Here is a 19,349-nt window from a genome sequence, read left to right as displayed (position 1 = left end):
GAGAGCCTCGATTCTGCCCCTTGCGGCGCCGTCCGCGATGTGTTATTTGGTGACGGCTCTTCAGAATTTGGTCAGCGGACGACGAGGCCGAGCCACGAGCCGACGACGAGCGTCCCGACCAGGACCTCGACCCTGCGGGCGATCTTCGCGGGGTAGACGTTGCCCTCGAAGTAGTGCGCGATGAAGCCTCGCTCCCCCATCGGCGGCCGGCCCGCGCCCTCGCGTCCCCAGTCCTCGATCCGGGACAGCGGGCACGCCGCGCGGGAGACCGACATCCGGCCTCCCCAGGCCGCGGCCGCGAGGTGGGGAAGGAACACCCACGGCATCATCCAGGCGAGGAAGCCGCCCAGGATCGCGAACGCGACGAAGACCATGTGGACGGCGCACGCTGCGGCGGCCACGATTCGATGCATGTCTGGAGCGTAGGGCCGCCGTGCGCACGACCCGTCATCCGCGCCCCGTCATCCGCAGCGTCGTCCGCAGGGTCAGCGGAAGTAGCCACCCGGGCGCTCGGCGGTGTCGTCGAGGCGACTGCCGCGCCGCCACTCCGCGAAGGTGCTGCGGGCGTCGAGGTCGATGCCGGGGTTCGCCCGCGCGTACTCCGCGACGGCCACCGCCGGATCGACGCGTTCGCGGCGCTCGATCAGCCGCTGGTAGGCGACGAATTGCCGGATGGAGTAGGCCGTCGGCGGGCCGCTGTACTGGCGGGCCGGACGCGATGCGGTGTGCGCGCCAGCGTGTTCATGATCCCGAGTCATGGGCTCCACGCTAACCGCTGGGCCGGGGGGGCGCGCAATGCCAGTGGCCGAACACCGGGCGAAATCGGCCGGTCAGAGGCCCGCCAGCAACGCCTTCATCCGGTCGATCTCGGCGCCCTGGCCGATCACGATCTCGTTGGCGATCTCGGTCACCTGCACGTCGGTGCCACCCGTCGCGACGGCGTCAGCCATCGTGATCGCGCCCTCGTGGTGCTGGATCATGCCCTCGAGGTAGAGCCGGTCGAAGTCCGCGCCGCTGGCGTTCCTGAGGTCGGCGAGCTGGGCGTCGGTGAGCATCCCGTGCATCGTGTCGTGTCCGTGCTCGCCGTGATCGAAGTCCGCCGGGTCGTCCTTGGCCGACGGTACGGCGACGCCCTTGTTCTCGAGCCACGCGGCCATGGTCAGGATCTCCGGCCGCTGGGCGGCGAGGATCCGGCGCGCGATCGACTTCACTGCGGGGGACTCCGCGCGGGTGCGGGCCAGCTTCGACATGGTCAGCGCCTGCGCGTGGTGCGGGATCATCATCTGCATGAAGGCCACGTCGTCGTGGGCGACGTCGGACTCCTTCACGACCTGACCGGGATCGACGGTGGCCGCGTCGTCCCCCGGTCCCCCGGGCCGCACGACCCGGGGCGAGGACGAGTCGTCCGGCTCCGGGTCGTTCTCCTTCTCCAGACATCCGCTCAGCGAGAGCGCCGCCACGAGGGCGACGGCGGCAGAGCACAACGACATCGACCAGGACCGAGACCGAGACCGAGACACCGAGAAGCTCCTCAAAAGGGGTTGTGGGAAGCCCTCACCATAGGCGAGGGTCGAAGCTCGGATCCGCAGCCAACTTTTTCTCGGGAGTGAACATGGCGATCCCTGTTCCCCTGCGCCTGCGCAGGCTCGGCGTCACCGCGCTGGGCGTGCTGGCCCTCGGCATCACGGCAGTGACCCTGCCCGCCGACGCCCATGACGGCGACCACGACCACCCTGCCTCGGCGTGTCCGCCCGGCCAGGAACGCGCCGCCGAAAAGGCCGGCGACAACTTCGACGACGCCTGCCAGCCCGGCCACGACATCGCAGGCCAGGACATCGCGCAGCTCGATGACACCGACGCCGTCCTCGCGCCCGGTGCGATCGAAAAGAGCCGCAACATCGAGTTGCTCGCGAACCTTCCGAAGTCCGGAGCATTCTCGGCCGAGTCGTCGTTCGAGACCGACCTCGCCTTCCAGGGCAACTACGCCTTCCAGGGCAACTACGACGGCCTGACCGTCTACGACATCCGCAAGCCGCGCAAGCCGCGGATCGTGACCCAGGTGCTCTGCCCCGGTTCACAGAACGACATCTCCGTGTACGGCGACCTGCTCGTGCTCAGCGTGGACTCCAGCCGCAGCAACAACACCTGCGACAACGTGCCCCAGTCGGCCACGATCAAGGAGTCGTGGGAGGGCATCCGGGTCTTCGACATCAGTGACCCGACCTCCCCGCAGTACGTCGCCGCGGTCGAGACCGCGTGCGGGTCCCACACGCACACACTGGCCCCGTCGAAGGACGGCAAGGACGTGTTCGTCTACGCGTCGTCGTACGCACCGAACGCGAGCTACCCGGACTGCCAGCCGCCGCACGACCAGATCAGCGTGGTCAAGGTGCCCGTGGATGCTCCCGAGGACGCGGCGATCGTGAGCACACCGGTGCTGTTCCCGGAAGGCGGCAACCCCTCGGGCGGCTACTCCCGCGAGACGTCCGGGTGCCACGACCTCACGGCGTATCCCAACAAGGACGTCATGGCCGGTGCGTGCATGGGTGACGGCGTGCTGCTCGACATCTCCGACCGCGAGAACCCGGTTGTGACCGAGCAGGTGCGCGACACGGAGAACTTCGCGTTCTGGCACTCGGCGACGTTCAACAACGCTGGCACCAAGGTCGTCTTCACCGACGAGCTCGGCGGCGGTGGCGGCCCGACCTGCAACCCGACCGTCGGCGACGTGAAGGGTGCCGACGGCATCTACGACATCGTCGACGGCAAGCTGCAGTTCCGCTCCTACTTCAAGATCCCGCGGACCCAGGCCAACACGGAGAACTGCGTGGCCCACAACGGTTCGCTGGTGCCGGTGAAGGGCCGCGACATCATGGTCCAGGCCTGGTACCAGGGTGGGATCTCGGTGTGGGACTTCACCGACTCGGCCCACCCGAAGGAGATCGCGTACTTCGATCGCGGACCCCTCTCGACCGAGCGGCTGATCCTGGGTGGCTCGTGGTCGGCGTACTGGTACAACGGCCACATCTACTCCAGTGACATCCAGCAGGGCTTCGACGTGTTCCAGGTCAACGACCCACGCGTCGCCCCGGCCCAGGGCGTGACCGTCGGCGAGCTGAACGTGCAGTCGCAGACGTCGTACTGATCGCCACTGACAACCGGAGCCCCCGCCAACTCTGGGCGGGGGCTCCGGTGCGAGCGGAGCGACGTTGGTCGAGGAGGTTGCGCAGCAACCGTCTCGAGACCGCTTGACCTCAACAGAAGTTGAGGTTGGACCGTAGGGTCCATGACTGCTCTCGCCAGCCCTTCCCTCGCGTCCCGGAGCGCCACCACCGTCGCCCTCACCGTCATCGCCGGGACGGTGATGATCCCCCTCGACGTCACCGTCGTCGCCGTCGCGCTCGCACCCCTCGCCCGGGAGATGGACGCGTCGCTGCCGGTGATCCAGTGGGTGAGCACCGGCTACACGCTCGCCCTGGCCAGCGTGATTCCCGCAGCCGCCTGGGCGATCAGGAGGTACGGCGCCCGCTCGGTCTTCCTCGCGGCGATCGCCCTGTTCACGGCGGGTTCTGCCCTGGTCGCCACCGCGTGGGACGCACCGAGCCTGATCGCCTTCCGGGTGGTCCAGGGGTTCGGCGGTGGCTTCGTGATGCCGGCCGCGATGACCCTCGCGTTGCGCGCGGCGCCGGTCGGGGACCGCGGCCGGGTCATGTCGCTGCTCGGCCTGCCCATCCTGGTGGGGCCGGTCCTCGGTCCGCCGCTCGGCGGCTGGGTGCTGGACAGCCTGTCGTGGCGCTGGATCTTCCTGGTCAACGTGCCCATCGGCCTGGTCGCACTCTGGCTCGGGCGACGCAACCTGCCCGCGGTGCCGGGCGACCCGTCCGTTCCCCTCGACCGCGCCGGGCTGCTCCTTCTGGCTCCGGCGATGGCGCTGCTGGTGGTGGGCACCTCGCTGGCCGAGGGCAATCTCTCGGACCTCAGGTCAGTGGTGCCGATCGGGCTGGGACTGGTGCTGCTCGCCGGCTTCGTGCGGCATGCGCTGACGACCGCCGTACCCCTGTTGAAGGTGCGGCTGCTCGGAGTGCGGGCGACCGGCGGCGGCGCGCTGCTGATGGTGCTGTTCGCCGGCGGCTACTTCTCGACGCTCATCCTGGTCCCGCTCTACTTCCAGGTCGCGCGCGGCGAGACGGCCACCACGACCGGGCTGCTGATGATCCCGCAGGCCGTCCTCGCCGGGATCTCGATCCAGGTCTCCGGCCGGCTGATCGACCGGGTGCCGCCGGTGCGGGTGATCTCGACCGGGATCGCGCTGGCCGTGACCGGGTACGGCGGCTTCACCCTGCAGCTGGCGGCCGACGCGTCGTACTGGTCACTGGTGCCGTTCCTGATGCTCGGCACGACCGGTGCCGGAGCGACCATGCTCCCGACGATCACGCTGGCGACCCGGGACCTGGCGGACGTGGACATCCCGTCCGGGAGCACGATGATCAACGTCCTCAACCAGCTCGCCACCTCGGTCACCACGGCAGCCGTGGCGGTGCTCCTTGCCGGCCAGCTGTCGGCGCGGCTGCCCCAGCTGGGCGACGACGGCATCGGCGACCTGCAGCGACTCTCCCCCGCAGAACGGCTCGCCCTCGCACCCGACGTCAGCGCGGCGGTGCAGTCGGCCTTCTGGCTCCCGGTCGCAATGATGGCGGGCGCGCTGCTCGTCGCCCTCCTCGTCCTCCGGCCCCGTACGGCCGCTGATCTCGTCACCACCTGACGGGAGGTGCACGGGATTCCCTCAGGAACCCCACAGGATCGTCCGGGAGGGTCTGGATGAAGGTTCAACTACTTGAGCCGCTCATCAACGACGCCCACTCGGAGGCACCCATGCACGCCCTTCTCGGATTCAGCACACCCGCTCCCCTGCGCGACATCGTCCTGCTCGTCGCCCGCGTGGGCCTCGGCGTCGTGCTGCTCACCCACGGCCTGGACAAGCTCGAGTCGGGCTTCGGCCCCACCGCCGACGGCTTCGCGGCCATGGGGATCCCGATGCCGGAGGTCGCGGCCGCCTACGCGCTGGTGGCGGAGATCGGTGGCGGCGCCCTGCTCATCGCCGGGCTGCTCACCCCTCTGGCCGGGCTGCTCGTCGTGGGCCAGATGGCCGGCGCGTTCTGGTACGCCCACCGCGGCACCGAGGTGCTCTCTTCGGCCGGTGGTTGGGAACTGGTCGGTGTGATCGGGTTCCTCGCTCTCGTCCTGGCCGGCACGGGCGCGGGCCGGATCTCCCTCGACCGGCTGATCGTCGGGCGCACCGAGCCCGCTTCGATCACCAGCTGACCCCTGGTCGGACACGCCTGGTTCCGGTGGGAGGCTGGATCCATGCACGACGAGTCCCACGCCTGCCGTTCCACCGCATCGGGATCCACCGAGGTCGGGACACAGCTGGCGGCGTGGCTGGACGAGCTCGACCTCGCCCAGCACCTGGGCGAAGCGGGCCTGCCGACCTTCGAACGCGACGCCGACGGGGTCGCCCACTGGCGCGACCCCGCGACCGGGCTGCCGATGAACGCGGACCAGATCGAGGCCCTGGACCGGATGCTGCACCAGGACGGCGACGACCCGGCCCACGCGGTCCCGCTGGCGCTGGTGCAGCTGCGGCGACAGGCACGGGTCCGCACGGCCCTGCTCGCCACGGCGTCGCACGGCTACGCGAGCCTGGCCGAGGTCCGGGGTACGTCGGAGAACTCCACCCGGTTCGCCGTACACAAGGCCGCGGAGCGGCACGCCCTCCTCGTCGTGTCCCACGACGGCGGCACGCTGATCCCGGCGTTCCAGCTCGACGACGCCGGCGAGGTGCGCGCCGAACTGGTGCCGGTGCTCGAGCCGCTGCTCGCCTCGACGATGGACGCGTGGCAGGTGTGGGCGTGGCTCACCCAGCCCGCCGGCCTGCTCGGCGGTGCGGTTCCCCACGAGGCCGCGCGCGACAGTGAGGAAGCCGCGATCGTCCGGCACGCCGCCGTACGGCTGGCGGAGCGGGCTGTTCGCTGACGTGGCTGGCCCGCCAGACGTCATACGATCTGGCTGCTCCGGCGACCACTTCGTATGACGTCCCGAGCAGTCAACTGATCCGCTCGAGCTTCGTCCAACCCCTCCAGCCGCGCTCCTCAAGAAGTCCGAGCAACGTCCGGGCGAGGGGTACGGCGTCGAGGAAGACCGTGTCGAGCAGCTCGACCAGGTCGGCGGGGAGCTCGAAGGCCTCCCACTCCTCGAGGTCGGCCGGCTCGCCCGCCTCGAACATCGACACCATCCGGTCGGCGAACGCGGGGAGGCGCGGGTCGTCGGGCGCCCAGTCGAGGGCCTCGTTGAGGTCGCCGTAGAAGTCGGCGACGACGGGGTCGTCCAGCTGCTGTCCCTTGAGCTCCATGAACAGCGGCATGTGCTCGGGCAGCTGCGCAGCGACGAGGATCCAGGCGTCCCGCTCGCCCTCGATCAGGCGCTCCGAGACGCCCGCCTCCCGCAACCGGTCGAGGTAGGCCACCGCCTCGGGCGGCAGCGCGAGGTTGTCGCCGGCCGCGAGCTGGGCGATCCGCTCCCGGTGCCGCTGGCGTTCCCGGATCTCCGCACGCAGCCGGTGGTCGATGTCGGTGACCGCGGCAGCGAACTCGACAGGATCGGCTGCAAGCAGCTCCTGCACCCGGGCGAGGGGTACGCCGGCCTCCGCCAGCGTGCGGATCTTGATCAGGTCGGCGACCGCCCTGGCGTCGTAGCGCCGGTAGCCGGAGTGGTCCCGCTCGGGCTCCGGGAGCAGCCCCTTCGCGTGGTAGTGCCGTACGGCGCGCACCGTCACTCCGGCGTACGACGCCAGCTCACCGATCGTCAGCATGGGTTCAGCGTGCCTGAGCCCGGGCGAAGAGTCGGCATGCCCACGCGAAGCTGAGCACGGTGATCAGCACGCACCAGCCAATGGCCCAGGCCAGGTCGGCTCCCGGAGCGCGGCCCTCGAAGCAGGCGCGGAGGGTGTCGATGATCGGCGTGAACGGTTGGTTCTCCGCGACCCAGGCCAGCCCGGTCGACATCGAGTCGGTCGGCACGAACGCGCTGGAGATGAACGGCAGCAGCACCAGGAACATCGGGCTGTTGCTCGCCGTCTCCACGCTGTCCGCGGCGAGTCCCAGCGCGACACACAGCCAGGTGAGGGCGATGGCGAGCAGGGCCAGGACACCGATCGCACCGAGCCAGCCGACGGGTCCGGCATCGGGACGCCAACCCAGCGCGACGGCGATCACCAACACGACCGTGAGCGCCAGTGCGGTCTGCACCAGGGCTGCGAGGACGAGGCCGGTCAGCACCGAGGACTTCGCGATCGGCATCGTCCGGAAGCGGTCGATGATCCCCTCGGTGGCGTCCTTGGCCGCGTAGATGGCGATGCTGAGCGCGACCGAGCAGACGGTCACGAGCAGGATCGCCGGCGCCACGTAGGCGAGATAGTCGTCGCGCCCGCCGCCACCGGGCAGCCCGGCGCCCATGGTGCCGCCGAAGACGTAGACGAACAGCAGCAGGAAGAGCACCGGCTGGGCGATCAACATGATCGTCAGCGACGGGTAGCGGACCATGTGCTTGAGGTTGCGGCGCAGCATCGTGACCGAGTCACGGGCGGTGAGGGCGAGAGTCGTCATCGGACGGTCTCCTTGTCGTTGTCGTCAGTGGGGTCGGTGGTGGCCGGGTGGCCGGTCAGGGCAAGGAAGACGTCGTCCAGGGACTCCCCTCCGGCCAGCGCCTTCAGCTCGGCGGGCGTCCCCTCGGCGACCAGCCGGCCGTTGTCGAGGAGCCCCACCCGGTGGGCGAGCTGGTCGGCCTCCTCGAGGTACTGGGTCGTGAGGAGGACCGTCACCCCCTCGGTCAGCAGCTCGCGCACGATCTGCCACAGGTCGCGGCGGCTGCGTGGGTCGAGCCCGGTGGTCGGCTCGTCGAGGAAGATCAGTCGCGGTCGATTGACCAGCGTCATGGCCAGGTCGAGGCGCCGCTTCATCCCGCCCGAGTACGTCGCCGCGCGCCGGTCGGCTGCGTCGGTCAGTCCGAAGCGCTCGAGCAGCTCGCTGGCTCGTGCGGCGGCCTCACGCTTCGGGAGATGGGCGAGATCGGCCATCAGCCGCACGTTCTCCCGGCCGGTCAGCAGCTCGTCGATCGCAGAGAACTGCCCGGTCACCCCGATCGAGCGTCGTACGCCGTCGGACTGGGTACGGACGTCGTACCCGGCCACCCGGGCGGCGCCGCCGTCGGCGGTGGTGAGGGTGGACAGGATGCGGACGATGGTGGTCTTGCCGGCGCCGTTCGGGCCGAGCAGGGCGTAGACGGTGCCCTCCGGAACGGAGAGGTCGACGCCGTCGAGGACGGTGTGGTCGCCGTACGCCTTGCGCAGTCCGGCGACCTCGATGGCAGGTGCTGTCTGGTTCATGGACCCACCTTCAAGGGTTGACGCTACGTCAGGGTCAAGCCCTCTTTCTGGAGTCCGGTGAGAGGCTGGGCGAACCATGGCAACGATCGAGGACGTGCGGGCGCTGGGCTCCGAGCTCGAGCGCTCCTACGAGGTGTACGTGCGCAACCGGTTGAAGTTCCGGGTCAAGCAGATCGTGTACGTCGCGTTCTCCCTCGACGAGACCGTGATGGGGTTCGCGTTCCCCAAGGAGGAGCGGGCGGCACTGGTCGCCGGCAACCCGGACAAGTTCCAGATGCCACGGGAGTCGGACCTGCGCTTCCACTGGGTGCATGCGAACCTGGCGGCTCTCGATCCGGTCGAGGCCCGTGAGTTCGTGGTCGACGCATGGCGGATGGTGGTGCCGCAGAAGGTCGCGCGGGCCTACGACCTCACCCATCCCGAGGGACCGGGCGAGCGCGCAGACTCGTAGACACGTCCACTACCCTCGAGGTGACCTGAAGATCCGTCACCCAAGGGAGTCCCCGTGAACGTCGTCGTCTGGATCGTCTCGGGCCTGCTGGCCGCGCTGTTCCTCATGGCCGGCACCATGAAGCTGGCCAAGTCCAAGGAGCAGATCCTCGCCGATCCGAAGCTGGGCTGGGCCGAGTCCTTCTCCCCGGGGATGATCAAGCTCATCGGCGCAGCCGAGGTCGCCGGCGCACTCGGCCTGATCCTTCCGGGCGCGTTCGATGTCGCGACCTGGTTGGTCCCGGCCGCCGCGATCGGCCTGGCCGTCACGATGGCCGGCGCGGCCCTGACCCACGCCCGCCGCAACGAGTGGCCGAGTGTCGCCTTCACCGTGGTCCTGCTGGCGCTGGCCGTCTTCGTCGCGGTGGAGCGGATGGGTCCGCAGGCCTTCTGACCTCAGGTCGTCGACGGCGGAAGAGCCACGGTGACGCTCAGCCCGCCGCCAGGGCGCGGGGTCAGGGTGAGCGTTCCGTCGTGGGCGTTCACGATGCTCTGCACGATGGCCAGCCCGAGGCCGACGCCCGCGTGGTCGGTCCGGATCCGCTGGGTGCCGCGCTGGAACGGCTCGACGAGGGTCGACACCAGCTGCGGCGTGAGCATCTCGCCCGTGCTCTCGACAGTGAGTACGACGCCCGCCGGATGAGCTCCGGTCCGTACCCACACCGCGCCGTCTGCCGGCAGGTTGTGCACGATCGCGTTGTGCACGAGGTTCGTCGTCATCTGCAGGAGGAGTGCCTGCGACCCGGTGGTCAGCGCCTGGTCACCGGACGTCTCGATGCTGAGACCGCGCTTCTCGGCGAGCGGCAGCAAGGTCTCCGTTGCCTGTTCAGCGGCGAGTGACAGGTCGACGACCCCTCGCGCAAAGGCCTGCTGGTCGGCGCGGCTGAGCAGCAGCAGCGCCTCGGTGAGGTCGATGGCGCGGGTGTTGACGTGGTGCAGCCGGTCGATGAGCTCCTCGACGTTGCGGGTCGGTTCGTTGCGGGCCACCTCGAGCAGGGTCTGCGTGATCGTCAACGGGGTGCGCAGCTCGTGCGAGGCGTTGGCGGCGAAGCGCTGTTGCTCGGCGACGTGCGCCTCGAGCCGGGCGAGCATCGCGTCGAAGTCGTCGGCGAGCTGGCGGAACTCGTCGTTGCGCCCCTCCATCTCGATCCGGTGGGAGAGCGAGCCGGTCGTGGCCTGGCGGGTGGCGCGGGTGATCCTGTTCAGCGGCGCGAGCATGCGGCCGGCAAGCACCCAGCCGCCCACGAGGCCGAAGAGCAGCAGGAATCCCAGGATGGCCGCCGCCTTCGGGACGAAGGCGCGCTCGAGGTCGGACCGGTTCGGGATGAAGGCGGGCTGCAGGGACGACCGGTCGGGCACGACGTACCCACCCGTGCTGGTCACCTCCGGCACGTAGCGCAGCAGGAAGACCCACACCACCGCGAGCAGCAAGGTCCCGGCGACCATCAGGAACGCGGCGTAACTGAGGGTCAGCTTGAGCCGCACGCTCAGGCCCCGCTGCCTACGCATGCCCGACTCCCTCGGTGGCGGTCGACGGTGTGGTGTCGATCCGGTAGCCGACCCCCGGCACCGTCGCGATCAGCCACGGTTCACCGAGCCGCTTGCGCAGGGACGAGACGGTGATCCGCACGGCGTTGGTGAACGGGTCGGCGTTCTCGTCCCACGCCCGTTCCAACAGCTCCTCGGCGCTGATCACGCCACCCTCGGCACCCACGAGGACCTCGAGCACCGCGAACTGCTTGCGAGTGAGCGCGACGTACCGGCCGTCGCGGTAGACCTCGCGCCGGAACGGATCGAGCCGCAGTCCGGCGATCTCGCTGACCGGCGGACGGTTGTGGGCCCGCCTGCGGTCGAGAGCTCGGAGCCGGAGCACCAGCTCGCGCAGGTCGAACGGCTTGGTGAGGTAGTCGTCCGCACCGAGCTCGAACCCGGTGGCCTTGTCGTCGAGCCGGTCAGCCGCGGTGAGCATCAGGATCGGCATCCCGCTGCCCGACGCGACGATGCGCTGGGCCACCTCGTCGCCCGACGGTCCGGGGATGTCGCGGTCGAGCACGGCGATGTCGTAGGTGTTGATCGCGAGCAGCTCCAGCGCGGTGTCACCGTCGCCCGCGATGTCGGCAGCGATCGCCTCGAGACGCAGGCCATCGCGGATGGCAACTGCAAGCAGGGGTTCGTCCTCGACGATCAGCACGCGCATGGCAATGCCGATGCTACGAGTCCCCGCATATCGCCGGCATATCGAAAACCGCATACGCGCCGGCAACGCCGCGTTGCCTTGGCTGGACCCATGAACCACGCCAAGACGATCGCGATCGGGACGATCGTTGTCATCGCTGCGATCGCGGTCCCGTTGAGCCAGCAGGTGCTGGGCTCCACCTCCTCCACGATCACCACGCCGTTCGACGCCTTCCTCGGTCACGATCGCGGCGCGCTGGGCCGCGACGGCGGGGTCGTCCCGGACGGGGTGACGGTCCACGACGACAGCTACCCCGCGGTGGCCAACCTCGATTCCGACCTCCTGCAGGCGCTCCGCGATGCCGCCGACGATGCCGCTGCCAGCGGCATCACGTTCCAGGTCAACAGCGGCTGGCGCTCCGAGGCGTACCAGGAGCAGCTGCTCGACGACGCGGTCGACGAGTACGGCTCGCGCGAGGAGGCGGCCCGCTGGGTCGCCACCCCGGAGACCTCCGCCCACGTCTCCGGTGACGCCGTCGACATCTCGCAAGGTGACGCCACGACCTGGCTGGCCCGCCACGGGTCGTCGTACGGCCTCTGTCAGGTCTATCGCAACGAACCGTGGCACTTCGAGCTGCGCCCCGAGGCACGGCAGATCGGCTGTCCGCGCCCGTACGCCGACCCGACCGAGGACCCGAGGTTGCAGCAGTGAGGGTCCACGGGGTGCACGACATCCTCGGTACGGCGACGGGCATCGCCGTGGGCGCGCTGGCGCTGCTTCCCCTTGCCCTGCTGGGGGTCTGGGCGCTGGCCCGTCTTCGGATCCGCACCGGCGCGCTGCCCGGCCGGGCCTGGCGCACGTCGATCGCCGAGGTGGGGCTCGTCCACGGAACGGTGCCGTGGGTGTGGATGACGATGCTGCCCGGCAACCAGGCGGGTCTGGTGACTGGTGCCGTGAGCCTCGAACCGTTCCGCGACCTCGAGACGATGTCCGAGATCCAGGTCGTCGGCAACCTCGTGCTGCTCTCGGCGCTGGGCTTCTTCGCCCCGCTGCGGTTCCGGTCGCTGGCGTCACTGCCGCGGATCGTGGTCCTCGCGGCCTGCTGCTCGGCCCTGATCGAGACGGCTCAGTACACGCTGCGGCTCGACCGCGTCTCCTCCGTGGACGACGTGCTGCTCAACACCGCCGGCGCCGCGGTGGCCGCCGTGCTGTCGTGGCCGTGGTGGGACATCGCGCCCCGAGCCGAACCAATCGCGGTGAACCACCCGATTCGGGGTACTGCAGGGGCCACAGCGTCGACCCCCAGGAGGGCACCGTGAGACAGACGAGCATCGGCGGCATCGTGGTCGTGATCTGGCTGGTCTTCGGAGTGCTGGCCGCCATCCAGCGCGGCTACTTCAGCGACGACCGCGACGTCAACTGCAAGACCTTCAGCGACACCGCGCTGACGATCGTGGCCGGCCCGCTGAACTACTTCGGCGTCAACCCGAAGGTCGAGTGCGACACCGAACCGTCCGAGTGAGGGCCGACGTGAGACGGGCCGACGTGAGACGGGCCGACGAGTCGGTCCCGGTGGTGCCAGACGACGTGCAGTCGTCCCGAGTCCGGGTGCGGGCCGACGGACGTCCGGACGCCGTAGACCCGCTGGATAGTGGCCGGCGTCAGCACGTCCACAGCCGCGCCCGACGCGACGACCCCTCCGTCCTGCAGCAGCACCAGCTGGTCACAGAAGGCAGCAGCGAGGTCGAGGTCGTGCAGCGCCGCGATCACCGTCAGCCCCAACCTCCGCACCGTGGTGAGGAAGTCGATCTGGTGGCCCAGGTCGAGGTGGTTCGTCGGCTCGTCCAGGATCAGGATCTCGGGCTCCTGCGCCAGGGCCCGGGCGAGCTGCACCCGTTGGCGCTCGCCTCCCGACAGGGTCTGCCACCTGCGGTCGAGCAGGTCGCCGACCTCGGCCAGCTGGATGGCCCGGGCGATGGCGTCACGACCCTCGGTCCGTGACGCGGGCCAGCGACCGCGGTGCGGGATCCTGCCGAGCTCGATGACCTGACGCACCCGCAGGTCCAGCCCCGTGACCGAGTGCTGTTCGAGCACCGCGACCCGGCGGGCCCGGTCGCGGGCATTCAGCCCGTGCAGGCTCTGCTCGCCCAGGTGCACCTGTCCCGCGTCCGGTCGGCGCAGCCCCGCGAGGATGTGCAGGAGCGAGGTCTTGCCCGAGCCGTTCGGCCCGAGCAGACCGGTGACGGTCCCGCGCGGGCACTCGACCGAGACCTCCCTGAGGATCGTCCGTTCGGGCACGCCCCACGTGATGCTTTCCGCCCTCATCGCGCCCGCTCCCGTCGCAGGAGTACGGCGAACACGGGCGCACCGAGCACGGCCGTGACCACCCCGATCGGGATCTCCTGACCGTCGATGATCGACCGGGCCGCCGTATCGGCCCACACGAGCAGGATCGCTCCCACCAACGCACTCAACGGCAGCAGCCGACGATGGCTCGGGCCGACGAGCAGTCGTACGACATGGGGCACGACGAGCCCGACGAAGCCGATCGCGCCGGTGTAGGCCACGAGGCTCGCGGTCACCAACGCCGTACCCGTCAGCAGGATCCAGCGGGTCCGGTTCACCGCGACTCCCAGCGAGTTCGCCGCCGATTCGCCGAAGGCGAAGGCGTCGAGGTCCGAGGTGAAGGCGAGGACGGCGACCGACGCGATCACGGCGACGGCGATCAGCAGGATCGCCGAGTCCCAGCGCAGGCCGGCCAGCGAGCCCATCGTCCAGGCGAGCACGCGGCGGGCGGCGTCGTGGTCGCCACTCATGATGGTGACGAACGACGTGTACGCCGCACACACCTGGCCGATCGCCACGCCGGCCAGGACGGTGCGGGCGGGCGGCAGGTCCCCCGCTCGTCCGGTTGCGAGTAGGAGGACCGCGACCAGGGCGCCGATCGCACCGAGGAACGAGCCGAGGGTGAGCATCGTCGTGGCGAGCAGGCCGCCGACCGACACCCCGAGGACCAGCACGCTGACCGCTCCGACGGCCGCACCACCGGAGATGCCCAGCAGGTACGGGTCCGCGAGGTCGTTGCGGGTGAGCGACTGCAGCACCACGCCGACGAGCGCCAGCGCCGCACCCGCGGCCGCAGCGCCGAGCACCCGCGGCATCCGCAACTGCCAGACGATCTGGTCGTCGAGCAGGGAGACGTCGCCCCCGAGTCCGCACCGCTGCGCGAGGACCTCGAGCACCGTCGAGGTCGGGATCGGGACCGACCCGATCCCGACGCCCATCACCACGCTGACCAGCAGCGCACCGACGAGCAGCGCGCCCAGGCCGACCACACGCAGGCCACCCGTCGCGCCGAGCCCGAGGGCCCGGCGCGACGCAAGCGCCACGGACATCAGCGCTTCAGTTCCTCGAGCTGCCCGGCGACGTCGACCGCGCCGTCAGCGAGCCGGACCCCCGGTGTGGTCTCCGAGAAGGGCAGGGTCACGAACGCCTCGGCCTCCACCGCACGCATCCTGCTGAGCACCGGATCGTTCCGGAGGTAGGCGATCTTCTCCTTCGCCGTGGACCACGAGGCGTCGGCGAGGACGATGACGTCGGGGTCGGCCGCGATGACCTTCTCCCACGCGACATCCGTCCAGCCGTGCGGGATGTCGGCGAACACGTTGGTCGCACCGACGGCGTCGAGGATCAGCTGCGGGCCGCCCTCACCGGTCCCGACGTACGGCGTCCTGTCGCCGGAGTCGTACCAGAACACCGTGATGCCCGCGCCGGCGTTCTCGGACTCCAGGCCCTCCAGCACCTCCTGTTGCTCGGTCCGGATCGCCTCGGCCCGCTCCGGTACGCCGAACGCCTTCGCCACCAGGTCGATCTCGTCCCAGACCGTCTCGAAGGTGGTGCCACCGACCGGCTTGGCGTCGCCGTCACCGCACCCGAAGAGCGAGGTCATCGAAGCGATGCCCAGGTCCGCCAGCTGCTCCTGCGAACCGGCGGCCTCGTCGTCGTACGCACTGATGTAGGAGCCGTAGACGAAGTCCGGCTTCACGCTGATGACGGTCTCGTGGTCGGGGTACTGGTCGGAGAGCACCGGCACCGAGTCGTACGCCTCCTTCCACTCCGCCGGGACGGCGTCGTCGATGTAGCCGGTGCCGGCGAGCTGGTCCTCGACGCCGAGGGCGAGCGCGACCTCGGTCGCGCCCTGGTTCATCGTGATCGCCCTCGTCGGCCTGGCGTCGAGGGTGGAGGTGAAGCCACAGGTGGTGACCTCGACGGGGTAGCCGCTCGTGGGGGACGACGTCCTCTCCTCGATCGGAGCACCCGCGCAGGCGGTGAGCGCCGTGAGGAGGGAGACGGTGGCAAGGGTCGCCAGGGGTCGGGAAGTACGCATCATGAGTTCTCATCTCATGTCGAGGCCTTTGTCGCGAAGCCTGTTGGACAGATCACGCGGACGTCCTGTCCACGGCCAGCAGGTCTTCGGACTCGGGATCAACCAGACGAGGCGCCTTCCCAGATCGCAATGATCCAGTGGCAAAGTGCCTCGCCCGTCACCCTCACCGCTGCGCGTCAGTCCCGGATTCTCACCGGGTTCCCTGTCTCACTTGTGAGTACGACTGGCGTTCGAGAACGTAGCAGAGGCAAGTCCCGAGCCGGGCAGCCGGCGCGTCAGCCGATGCCGGTGCGGAAGCCCTCGCGCCAGCTGCTGAGCTGCGGTGCCCAGTCGAGCTCTCGCCGGGCCTTGGCGTTCGACGAGCCCCGGACCGTGGTCATCAGGGCGAGGCCGAACTGGCCGATCAGCGGCCGGGCCAGCCAAGCGGGCAACCGCATCGGCTTCTTCCCGTCGAGCTGCTCCGCCAGGTAGGGCAACCACTCCGCGAGCGGGGCAGGGTCGTCGTCGACGACGTTGTAGATGCCCGGTTCGCCCCGTTCGATGGCAGCAACGGTCGCGGTCGCGGCGTCGTCGATGTGGATCCAGGACCACACCCCGCCGCCACCGCCGACCACCGGGAACTTCGCGCGCCGCACCATCTCGCCCATCTCGCCGTCCCGTGACAGTGCGTTGCCGGGACCGTAGAAGTTGCCGTACCTCAGGACCACGCCCTCGATCCCGGGAGCAGCCATCACGGCTTCCTCGACGTGCTTGATCGCGCGCAACGTCTGTCGCGCCTCCTTGCCCGGGTCCTCGACGAGCGGGTCCGCCTCGGTCTTGACCGGCCCGCCCGTGCGCTCGTTGGTCCAGTGCCCGCCGTAGCTCTGTGCGACGAACCGTCGTACGCCGGAGGCACGGGCCGCCGCGAGCAGGTGGTCGGTGCCCTCGATCCGCAGCCGGTTCGTCATCGCGAAGTCCTGGTCCCACTTCTTCATGTTTCCGGACAGCGCGCTCAGTGCGGTGAGCTGGTGGACGACGACGTCCGGCTTGGCCTCGGCGACGGCGGCGTGGACGCTGTCGACGTCGAGCGGGTCCATCACGATCCCCGTGGCCCCGAGCGCGTCGATGGTGGCTCGCCCGGCCTCGTTGCGGCTCGTGCCGAACACCTCGTGGCCGGCCGTGGTCAACAGGGGAACCAGACGGCTTCCCAACGCTCCGGTGGCGCCTGCGATGAAGATGCGCATTTTCTTCTCCTTCGGTTCGGGTTGTGTCCCCTTCGACGGGACAGGCCGGCCGCCTGTGACAGGTTGCGCAGAAGAAGTTGGCTAATCTGGACCGGGCCATGACCGATCTCGCCCAGGCGCACCACGAGCTGCGGCCGCTGATGTTCTCGATCGCCTATCGCATGCTCGGCAGCGTGGTCGAGGCCGAGGACGTCGTGCAGGACGCCTTCCTCCGCCTCCATCGCGGCGGTCTGGAGGGCGTCGACAACCTCGAGGCGTACGCCACGACGGTCACCACGCGGCTCGCCATCGACACGTTGCGGTCAGCCCGCCTGCGGCGGGAGCAGTACGTCGGCCCGTGGCTCCCCGAGCCGATCGTGCAGTCCGACGACATGGACCCGGCGCACCGCATCGAGCTCGACGAGACGGTGTCGACCGCCTTCCTCGTGCTGCTCGAAGCAGTGTCACCGGTGGAGCGTGCGGTGTTCCTGCTGCGCGACGTCCTCGAGTACGAGTACGCCGAGATCGCGGCGACCGTCGACAAGAGCGAGGCCAACTGCCGGCAGATCCTCGCCCGTGCGAGGAAGCGCATCGACGACGGCCGACGGCGGTTCCAGGCGACCCGCGAGGACCGTGACCGGGTCGCGACGGAGTTCCTCGCCGCGATGAACAGCGGCGAGCTCGAAGAGCTGGAGCGACTCTTCGCCGAGGACGTCGTGTTCGTCGGCGACGGCGGTGGCCGGGCGCCCGCGATCCAGAGGCCGATGACCGGCGTCGTGCCCGTGGCCAGGTTCCTGCTCGGACTGATGCGCCAAGGTGAGCGGCTCGGCGTACTCCTCGACCTGGTGCAGGCCAACGGCCAGCCGGCCTTGCGGACCCGCGACAGCGACGGCGCCGTGGTCGGCGTGATGTCGATCGACGTCCACGACGGCAGGATCGTCGGACTCAGCAACGTGCTCAACCCCGACAAGCTCGGCCACCTCGGTGAGGTCGGCGACCTGTTGGCGCTGCTCGGTCGTCGCGACTGAGGCTTCGTCAGCGACGGACCCGGTGGCGGAGGAAGACCACCCCCGAGTCGAAGGCGCGGGTCTCGACCAGCTCGAGGTCGACCCGCCTCTCGCGATGGACGAAGAACGGGGTGCCGCCGCCGACCAGCACCGGGCAGACCCGGATCCGGTACTCGTCGATCAGGCCGAGCTCGGCCGCCTCGGCAGCAAGGGTCGCGCCACCGATCGCGATGTCGCCCTCGCCCGGCTCGGCCCGCAACCGCGCGATCTCCTCCGCCACGGTGCCCGTGGCCAGGCGAGCGTTCCCCCGCACCTCGGACAGCGTGGTCGAGAAGACCACCTTGGGCAGCGGGTTCCAGAGGCCGGCCCACTCGAGCTCCGCGTCGTCGAAACCCGCCTGCTGCTCGGGCTCCTCCCAGTAGAGCATCGTCTCGTAGAGGCGCCGCCCCATCAGGTGCATGCCGACGCCCTGGATCTCGTCGATGGACAGCTGGAAGACCTCGTCGGAGGGGGCACTCCAGTCGAACCCGCCGTCGGGTCCGACGACGTAGCCGTCGAGCGACATGGACATCGAGTAGGTCACGGCACGCATCACAGCTCCTGGGGAAGGCCGAAACGTTCGAACATCTCCGGTCCGAAGGTGAGCAGCTCGGCGATCAGCCCGCCGTCGACCCGCAGCACGTCCATCGCGAGGGCCACGTAGGGCGTCGTACCGGGTTGGCGGTAGTAGGCCGCCACGGCGGGCTGGCCGTTCGCCGTCGTGGTCCGGCACCGGAAGCCGGTGGGGTCCGCGTCGCTGAGTCCGTCGATCCAGGTCTGGAAGACCGCCTCGCGACCAACCCACACGCCGACCTGCGGCGGCATCGCGAACCGGACGTCGTCGCGCAGCAGCTCGCTCAGCCCCTCGAGATCGAAGCGCTCGAGGCGCTCGACGTACGTCGACACCAGCGTCTGCTCCTCCTCGCTCAACCCCTGCGCGGCTCGGGCGCTCCAGTCGAGCCGCCCGTCGGGAAGGTGCTGGCGCATCGTGGTCCGGGCCCGGGCCAAGGCACTGTTGGCCGAGGCCAGCGTGAGCTCGAGGCTGTCAGCGGTCTGCTGGGCCGGCCAGCCGAGCACGTCGCGCAGGATCAGGACCGCACGCTGGCGTGCGGGCAGGTGCTGGACCGCCACGATGAACGCCAGCTCGATGGTCTCCCGGGCGACCGCCTGCGCGTGCGGGTCCTGCGGCTGGCTGTCGGGCCACGGCTGCAGGTGGAGCACCTCGGTGCCCGTCCCGCCCGCGCCCTGCAGGTCGGTGGGGACCGGCGTACGGTCGCGCCGCTTCTCGAGGAAGTCCAGGCAGGCGTTGGTGGCGATCCGGTACAGCCAGGTGCGCAACGACGCCCGGCCCTGGAAGGTCTCCCGCTTCGCCCACGCCCGCAGGAAGGTCTCCTGGGTGAGGTCCTGGGCGTCGTCGTACGACGCAAGCATCCGGTAGCAGTGGACCTGCAGCTCGCGACGGAAGTGTTCGGTCAGCAGCGCGAACCGGCCACCGTCGCCCGCGCGGGCTGCCTCGATGAACTCGGCTTCGTCGGTGCCCATCGGGCCGGTGGTGCTCGGTGCGGTCGTTTCCATGGCATCTCCTGCAATCACCTGAACTGTCGCACGT

24 protein-coding genes and 1 riboswitch are annotated in these 19,349 nt (G+C 69.9%); of the genes, 10 read left to right on the top strand and 14 right to left on the bottom strand.

Annotation, left to right across the window (positions count from 1 at the left end):
• Positions 1 to 71: 71 nt before the first annotated feature.
• The 3 genes from ASD84_RS11960 to ASD84_RS11950 all read right to left on the bottom strand — a co-directional run bounded on the left by ASD84_RS11960 (position 72) and on the right by ASD84_RS11950 (position 1,520).
• Positions 72 to 413 carry a DUF2784 domain-containing protein gene (locus ASD84_RS11960; RefSeq protein WP_056710297.1) on the bottom strand — a complete coding sequence of 114 codons (342 nt, stop codon included), beginning with the start codon at positions 411 to 413 and terminating at the stop codon, positions 72 to 74.
• A gap of 72 nt (positions 414 to 485) precedes the next feature.
• Positions 486 to 758 carry a hypothetical protein gene (locus ASD84_RS11955; protein ID WP_056710295.1) on the bottom strand — a complete coding sequence of 91 codons (273 nt, stop codon included), beginning with the start codon at positions 756 to 758 and terminating at the stop codon, positions 486 to 488.
• A gap of 72 nt (positions 759 to 830) precedes the next feature.
• On the bottom strand, positions 831 to 1,520 hold the full coding sequence (locus tag ASD84_RS11950) for a DUF305 domain-containing protein (protein WP_156391795.1): 690 nt from the start codon (positions 1,518 to 1,520) through the stop codon (positions 831 to 833).
• A gap of 92 nt (positions 1,521 to 1,612) precedes the next feature.
• Here ASD84_RS11950 and ASD84_RS11945 point away from each other — a divergent pair, with 92 nt between their 5' ends.
• From ASD84_RS11945 to ASD84_RS11930, 4 genes are all read left to right on the top strand, one after another.
• Positions 1,613 to 3,145, top strand: a complete 1,533-nt coding sequence (locus tag ASD84_RS11945; RefSeq protein WP_056710291.1) for an LVIVD repeat-containing protein — start codon at positions 1,613 to 1,615, stop codon at positions 3,143 to 3,145.
• Between the two features lie 141 nt (positions 3,146 to 3,286).
• On the top strand, positions 3,287 to 4,762 hold the full coding sequence (locus ASD84_RS11940; RefSeq protein ID WP_056710289.1) for a DHA2 family efflux MFS transporter permease subunit: 1,476 nt from the start codon (positions 3,287 to 3,289) through the stop codon (positions 4,760 to 4,762).
• A 110-nt stretch (positions 4,763 to 4,872) separates the two neighbouring features.
• Positions 4,873 to 5,322, top strand: coding sequence for a DoxX family protein (locus ASD84_RS11935; protein WP_056710982.1), 450 nt, complete (start codon positions 4,873 to 4,875; stop codon positions 5,320 to 5,322).
• A 42-nt stretch (positions 5,323 to 5,364) separates the two neighbouring features.
• Positions 5,365 to 6,033 (top strand): hypothetical protein, encoded by a 669-nt coding sequence (locus ASD84_RS11930; RefSeq protein ID WP_056710287.1) that lies wholly within the window; start codon positions 5,365 to 5,367, stop codon positions 6,031 to 6,033.
• Between the two features lie 70 nt (positions 6,034 to 6,103).
• Here ASD84_RS11930 and ASD84_RS11925 read toward each other — a convergent pair whose 3' ends face one another.
• The 3 genes from ASD84_RS11925 to ASD84_RS11915 are packed head-to-tail and all read right to left on the bottom strand — an operon-like array spanning position 6,104 to position 8,440.
• Positions 6,104 to 6,868, bottom strand: coding sequence for a MerR family transcriptional regulator (locus tag ASD84_RS11925; protein WP_056710285.1), 765 nt, complete (start codon positions 6,866 to 6,868; stop codon positions 6,104 to 6,106).
• A 4-nt stretch (positions 6,869 to 6,872) separates the two neighbouring features.
• The gene (locus ASD84_RS11920; protein WP_056710283.1) at positions 6,873 to 7,661 is read right to left on the bottom strand and encodes an ABC transporter permease; all 789 of its coding nucleotides are present in this window, start codon (positions 7,659 to 7,661) and stop codon (positions 6,873 to 6,875) included.
• Positions 7,658 to 8,440: an ABC transporter ATP-binding protein gene (locus ASD84_RS11915; protein WP_056710281.1), complete on the bottom strand. Its 783-nt coding sequence runs from the start codon at positions 8,438 to 8,440 to the stop codon at positions 7,658 to 7,660. The genes ASD84_RS11920 and ASD84_RS11915 overlap by 4 nt, the downstream gene beginning before the upstream one ends.
• A gap of 76 nt (positions 8,441 to 8,516) precedes the next feature.
• Here ASD84_RS11915 and ASD84_RS11910 point away from each other — a divergent pair, with 76 nt between their 5' ends.
• On the top strand, positions 8,517 to 8,891 hold the full coding sequence (locus ASD84_RS11910) for an MmcQ/YjbR family DNA-binding protein (protein ID WP_056710280.1): 375 nt from the start codon (positions 8,517 to 8,519) through the stop codon (positions 8,889 to 8,891).
• Between the two features lie 54 nt (positions 8,892 to 8,945).
• A complete protein-coding gene (locus ASD84_RS11905; protein ID WP_056710279.1) occupies positions 8,946 to 9,323 on the top strand; it encodes a DoxX family protein in 378 nt (125 codons plus the stop codon).
• Between the two features lie 2 nt (positions 9,324 to 9,325).
• Here ASD84_RS11905 and ASD84_RS11900 read toward each other — a convergent pair whose 3' ends face one another.
• Both ASD84_RS11900 and ASD84_RS11895 read right to left on the bottom strand, forming a co-directional pair.
• Positions 9,326 to 10,438, bottom strand: a complete 1,113-nt coding sequence (locus ASD84_RS11900; RefSeq protein WP_056710276.1) for a sensor histidine kinase — start codon at positions 10,436 to 10,438, stop codon at positions 9,326 to 9,328.
• Positions 10,431 to 11,126: a response regulator transcription factor gene (locus tag ASD84_RS11895; RefSeq protein ID WP_056710274.1), complete on the bottom strand. Its 696-nt coding sequence runs from the start codon at positions 11,124 to 11,126 to the stop codon at positions 10,431 to 10,433. The genes ASD84_RS11900 and ASD84_RS11895 overlap by 8 nt, the downstream gene beginning before the upstream one ends.
• Positions 11,127 to 11,216: 90 nt before the next feature.
• Here ASD84_RS11895 and ASD84_RS11890 point away from each other — a divergent pair, with 90 nt between their 5' ends.
• From ASD84_RS11890 to ASD84_RS11880, 3 genes are read left to right on the top strand one after another with little or no spacing between them, the layout of a single operon-like run.
• Positions 11,217 to 11,816, top strand: a complete 600-nt coding sequence (locus ASD84_RS11890) for a M15 family metallopeptidase (RefSeq protein WP_056710272.1) — start codon at positions 11,217 to 11,219, stop codon at positions 11,814 to 11,816.
• Positions 11,813 to 12,424 (top strand): VanZ family protein, encoded by a 612-nt coding sequence (locus ASD84_RS11885; RefSeq protein ID WP_082573320.1) that lies wholly within the window; start codon positions 11,813 to 11,815, stop codon positions 12,422 to 12,424. The genes ASD84_RS11890 and ASD84_RS11885 overlap by 4 nt, the downstream gene beginning before the upstream one ends.
• Positions 12,421 to 12,627, top strand: coding sequence for a hypothetical protein (locus tag ASD84_RS11880; protein WP_056710270.1), 207 nt, complete (start codon positions 12,421 to 12,423; stop codon positions 12,625 to 12,627). The genes ASD84_RS11885 and ASD84_RS11880 overlap by 4 nt, the downstream gene beginning before the upstream one ends.
• Here the strand turns inward: ASD84_RS11880 and ASD84_RS11875 are convergent.
• The 4 genes from ASD84_RS11875 to ASD84_RS11860 form a co-directional block, all read right to left on the bottom strand.
• The gene (locus ASD84_RS11875; RefSeq protein WP_082573319.1) at positions 12,576 to 13,430 is read right to left on the bottom strand and encodes an ABC transporter ATP-binding protein; all 855 of its coding nucleotides are present in this window, start codon (positions 13,428 to 13,430) and stop codon (positions 12,576 to 12,578) included. The two genes, ASD84_RS11880 and ASD84_RS11875, sit on opposite strands and share 52 nt — an antisense overlap.
• Positions 13,427 to 14,500 (bottom strand): FecCD family ABC transporter permease, encoded by a 1,074-nt coding sequence (locus ASD84_RS11870; protein ID WP_082573318.1) that lies wholly within the window; start codon positions 14,498 to 14,500, stop codon positions 13,427 to 13,429. The genes ASD84_RS11875 and ASD84_RS11870 overlap by 4 nt, the downstream gene beginning before the upstream one ends.
• Complete coding sequence (locus tag ASD84_RS11865) at positions 14,500 to 15,495, bottom strand: ABC transporter substrate-binding protein (protein WP_156391793.1); 996 nt, start codon at positions 15,493 to 15,495, stop codon at positions 14,500 to 14,502. The genes ASD84_RS11870 and ASD84_RS11865 overlap by 1 nt, the downstream gene beginning before the upstream one ends.
• A gap of 56 nt (positions 15,496 to 15,551) precedes the next feature.
• Positions 15,552 to 15,735, bottom strand: a riboswitch (cobalamin riboswitch).
• A 32-nt stretch (positions 15,736 to 15,767) separates the two neighbouring features.
• Positions 15,768 to 16,715, bottom strand: coding sequence for an NAD-dependent epimerase/dehydratase family protein (locus ASD84_RS11860; protein ID WP_056710268.1), 948 nt, complete (start codon positions 16,713 to 16,715; stop codon positions 15,768 to 15,770).
• Positions 16,716 to 16,813: 98 nt separating this feature from the next.
• Between ASD84_RS11860 and ASD84_RS11855 the strand changes: the two genes are divergently transcribed.
• The gene (locus ASD84_RS11855; protein WP_056710266.1) at positions 16,814 to 17,722 is read left to right on the top strand and encodes an RNA polymerase sigma-70 factor; all 909 of its coding nucleotides are present in this window, start codon (positions 16,814 to 16,816) and stop codon (positions 17,720 to 17,722) included.
• A 7-nt stretch (positions 17,723 to 17,729) separates the two neighbouring features.
• Here ASD84_RS11855 and ASD84_RS11850 read toward each other — a convergent pair whose 3' ends face one another.
• Complete coding sequence (locus tag ASD84_RS11850; protein WP_056710265.1) at positions 17,730 to 18,293, bottom strand: dihydrofolate reductase family protein; 564 nt, start codon at positions 18,291 to 18,293, stop codon at positions 17,730 to 17,732.
• Positions 18,293 to 19,315 carry an RNA polymerase subunit sigma-70 gene (locus tag ASD84_RS11845; protein WP_056710263.1) on the bottom strand — a complete coding sequence of 341 codons (1,023 nt, stop codon included), beginning with the start codon at positions 19,313 to 19,315 and terminating at the stop codon, positions 18,293 to 18,295. Before ASD84_RS11845 ends, ASD84_RS11850 begins: the two co-directional genes overlap by 1 nt.
• Positions 19,316 to 19,349 lie beyond the last annotated feature (34 nt).

The organism is Nocardioides sp. Root682, assembly GCF_001427795.1.
Classification (GTDB): Bacteria; Actinomycetota; Actinomycetes; order Propionibacteriales; family Nocardioidaceae; genus Nocardioides.
Note: the sequence above shows the minus strand (reverse complement) of the source record. Positions and strands in the feature narration are given on the sequence as shown.

Excerpts from the sequence above, each read along its gene's own strand:
- ASD84_RS11915 (WP_056710281.1), bottom strand. The coding sequence starts at position 8,440 with ATGAACCAGACAGCACCTGCCATCGAGGTCGCCGGACTGCGCAAGGCG.
- ASD84_RS11850 (WP_056710265.1), bottom strand. The coding sequence starts at position 18,293 with ATGCGTGCCGTGACCTACTCGATGTCCATGTCGCTCGACGGCTACGTC.
- ASD84_RS11890 (WP_056710272.1), top strand. The coding sequence starts at position 11,217 with ATGAACCACGCCAAGACGATCGCGATCGGGACGATCGTTGTCATCGCT.
- ASD84_RS11925 (WP_056710285.1), bottom strand. The coding sequence starts at position 6,868 with ATGCTGACGATCGGTGAGCTGGCGTCGTACGCCGGAGTGACGGTGCGC.
- ASD84_RS11900 (WP_056710276.1), bottom strand. The coding sequence starts at position 10,438 with ATGCGTAGGCAGCGGGGCCTGAGCGTGCGGCTCAAGCTGACCCTCAGT.
- ASD84_RS11930 (WP_056710287.1), top strand. The coding sequence starts at position 5,365 with ATGCACGACGAGTCCCACGCCTGCCGTTCCACCGCATCGGGATCCACC.
- ASD84_RS11895 (WP_056710274.1), bottom strand. The coding sequence starts at position 11,126 with ATGCGCGTGCTGATCGTCGAGGACGAACCCCTGCTTGCAGTTGCCATC.
- ASD84_RS11960 (WP_056710297.1), bottom strand. The coding sequence starts at position 413 with ATGCATCGAATCGTGGCCGCCGCAGCGTGCGCCGTCCACATGGTCTTC.
- ASD84_RS11910 (WP_056710280.1), top strand. The coding sequence starts at position 8,517 with ATGGCAACGATCGAGGACGTGCGGGCGCTGGGCTCCGAGCTCGAGCGC.
- ASD84_RS11955 (WP_056710295.1), bottom strand. The coding sequence starts at position 758 with ATGACTCGGGATCATGAACACGCTGGCGCGCACACCGCATCGCGTCCG.
- ASD84_RS11940 (WP_056710289.1), top strand. The coding sequence starts at position 3,287 with ATGACTGCTCTCGCCAGCCCTTCCCTCGCGTCCCGGAGCGCCACCACC.
- ASD84_RS11855 (WP_056710266.1), top strand. The coding sequence starts at position 16,814 with ATGACCGATCTCGCCCAGGCGCACCACGAGCTGCGGCCGCTGATGTTC.
- ASD84_RS11860 (WP_056710268.1), bottom strand. The coding sequence starts at position 16,715 with ATGCGCATCTTCATCGCAGGCGCCACCGGAGCGTTGGGAAGCCGTCTG.
- ASD84_RS11845 (WP_056710263.1), bottom strand. The coding sequence starts at position 19,315 with ATGGAAACGACCGCACCGAGCACCACCGGCCCGATGGGCACCGACGAA.
- ASD84_RS11870 (WP_082573318.1), bottom strand. The coding sequence starts at position 14,500 with ATGTCCGTGGCGCTTGCGTCGCGCCGGGCCCTCGGGCTCGGCGCGACG.
- ASD84_RS11920 (WP_056710283.1), bottom strand. The coding sequence starts at position 7,661 with ATGACGACTCTCGCCCTCACCGCCCGTGACTCGGTCACGATGCTGCGC.
- ASD84_RS11945 (WP_056710291.1), top strand. The coding sequence starts at position 1,613 with ATGGCGATCCCTGTTCCCCTGCGCCTGCGCAGGCTCGGCGTCACCGCG.
- ASD84_RS11935 (WP_056710982.1), top strand. The coding sequence starts at position 4,873 with ATGCACGCCCTTCTCGGATTCAGCACACCCGCTCCCCTGCGCGACATC.
- ASD84_RS11875 (WP_082573319.1), bottom strand. The coding sequence starts at position 13,430 with ATGAGGGCGGAAAGCATCACGTGGGGCGTGCCCGAACGGACGATCCTC.
- ASD84_RS11865 (WP_156391793.1), bottom strand. The coding sequence starts at position 15,495 with ATGATGCGTACTTCCCGACCCCTGGCGACCCTTGCCACCGTCTCCCTC.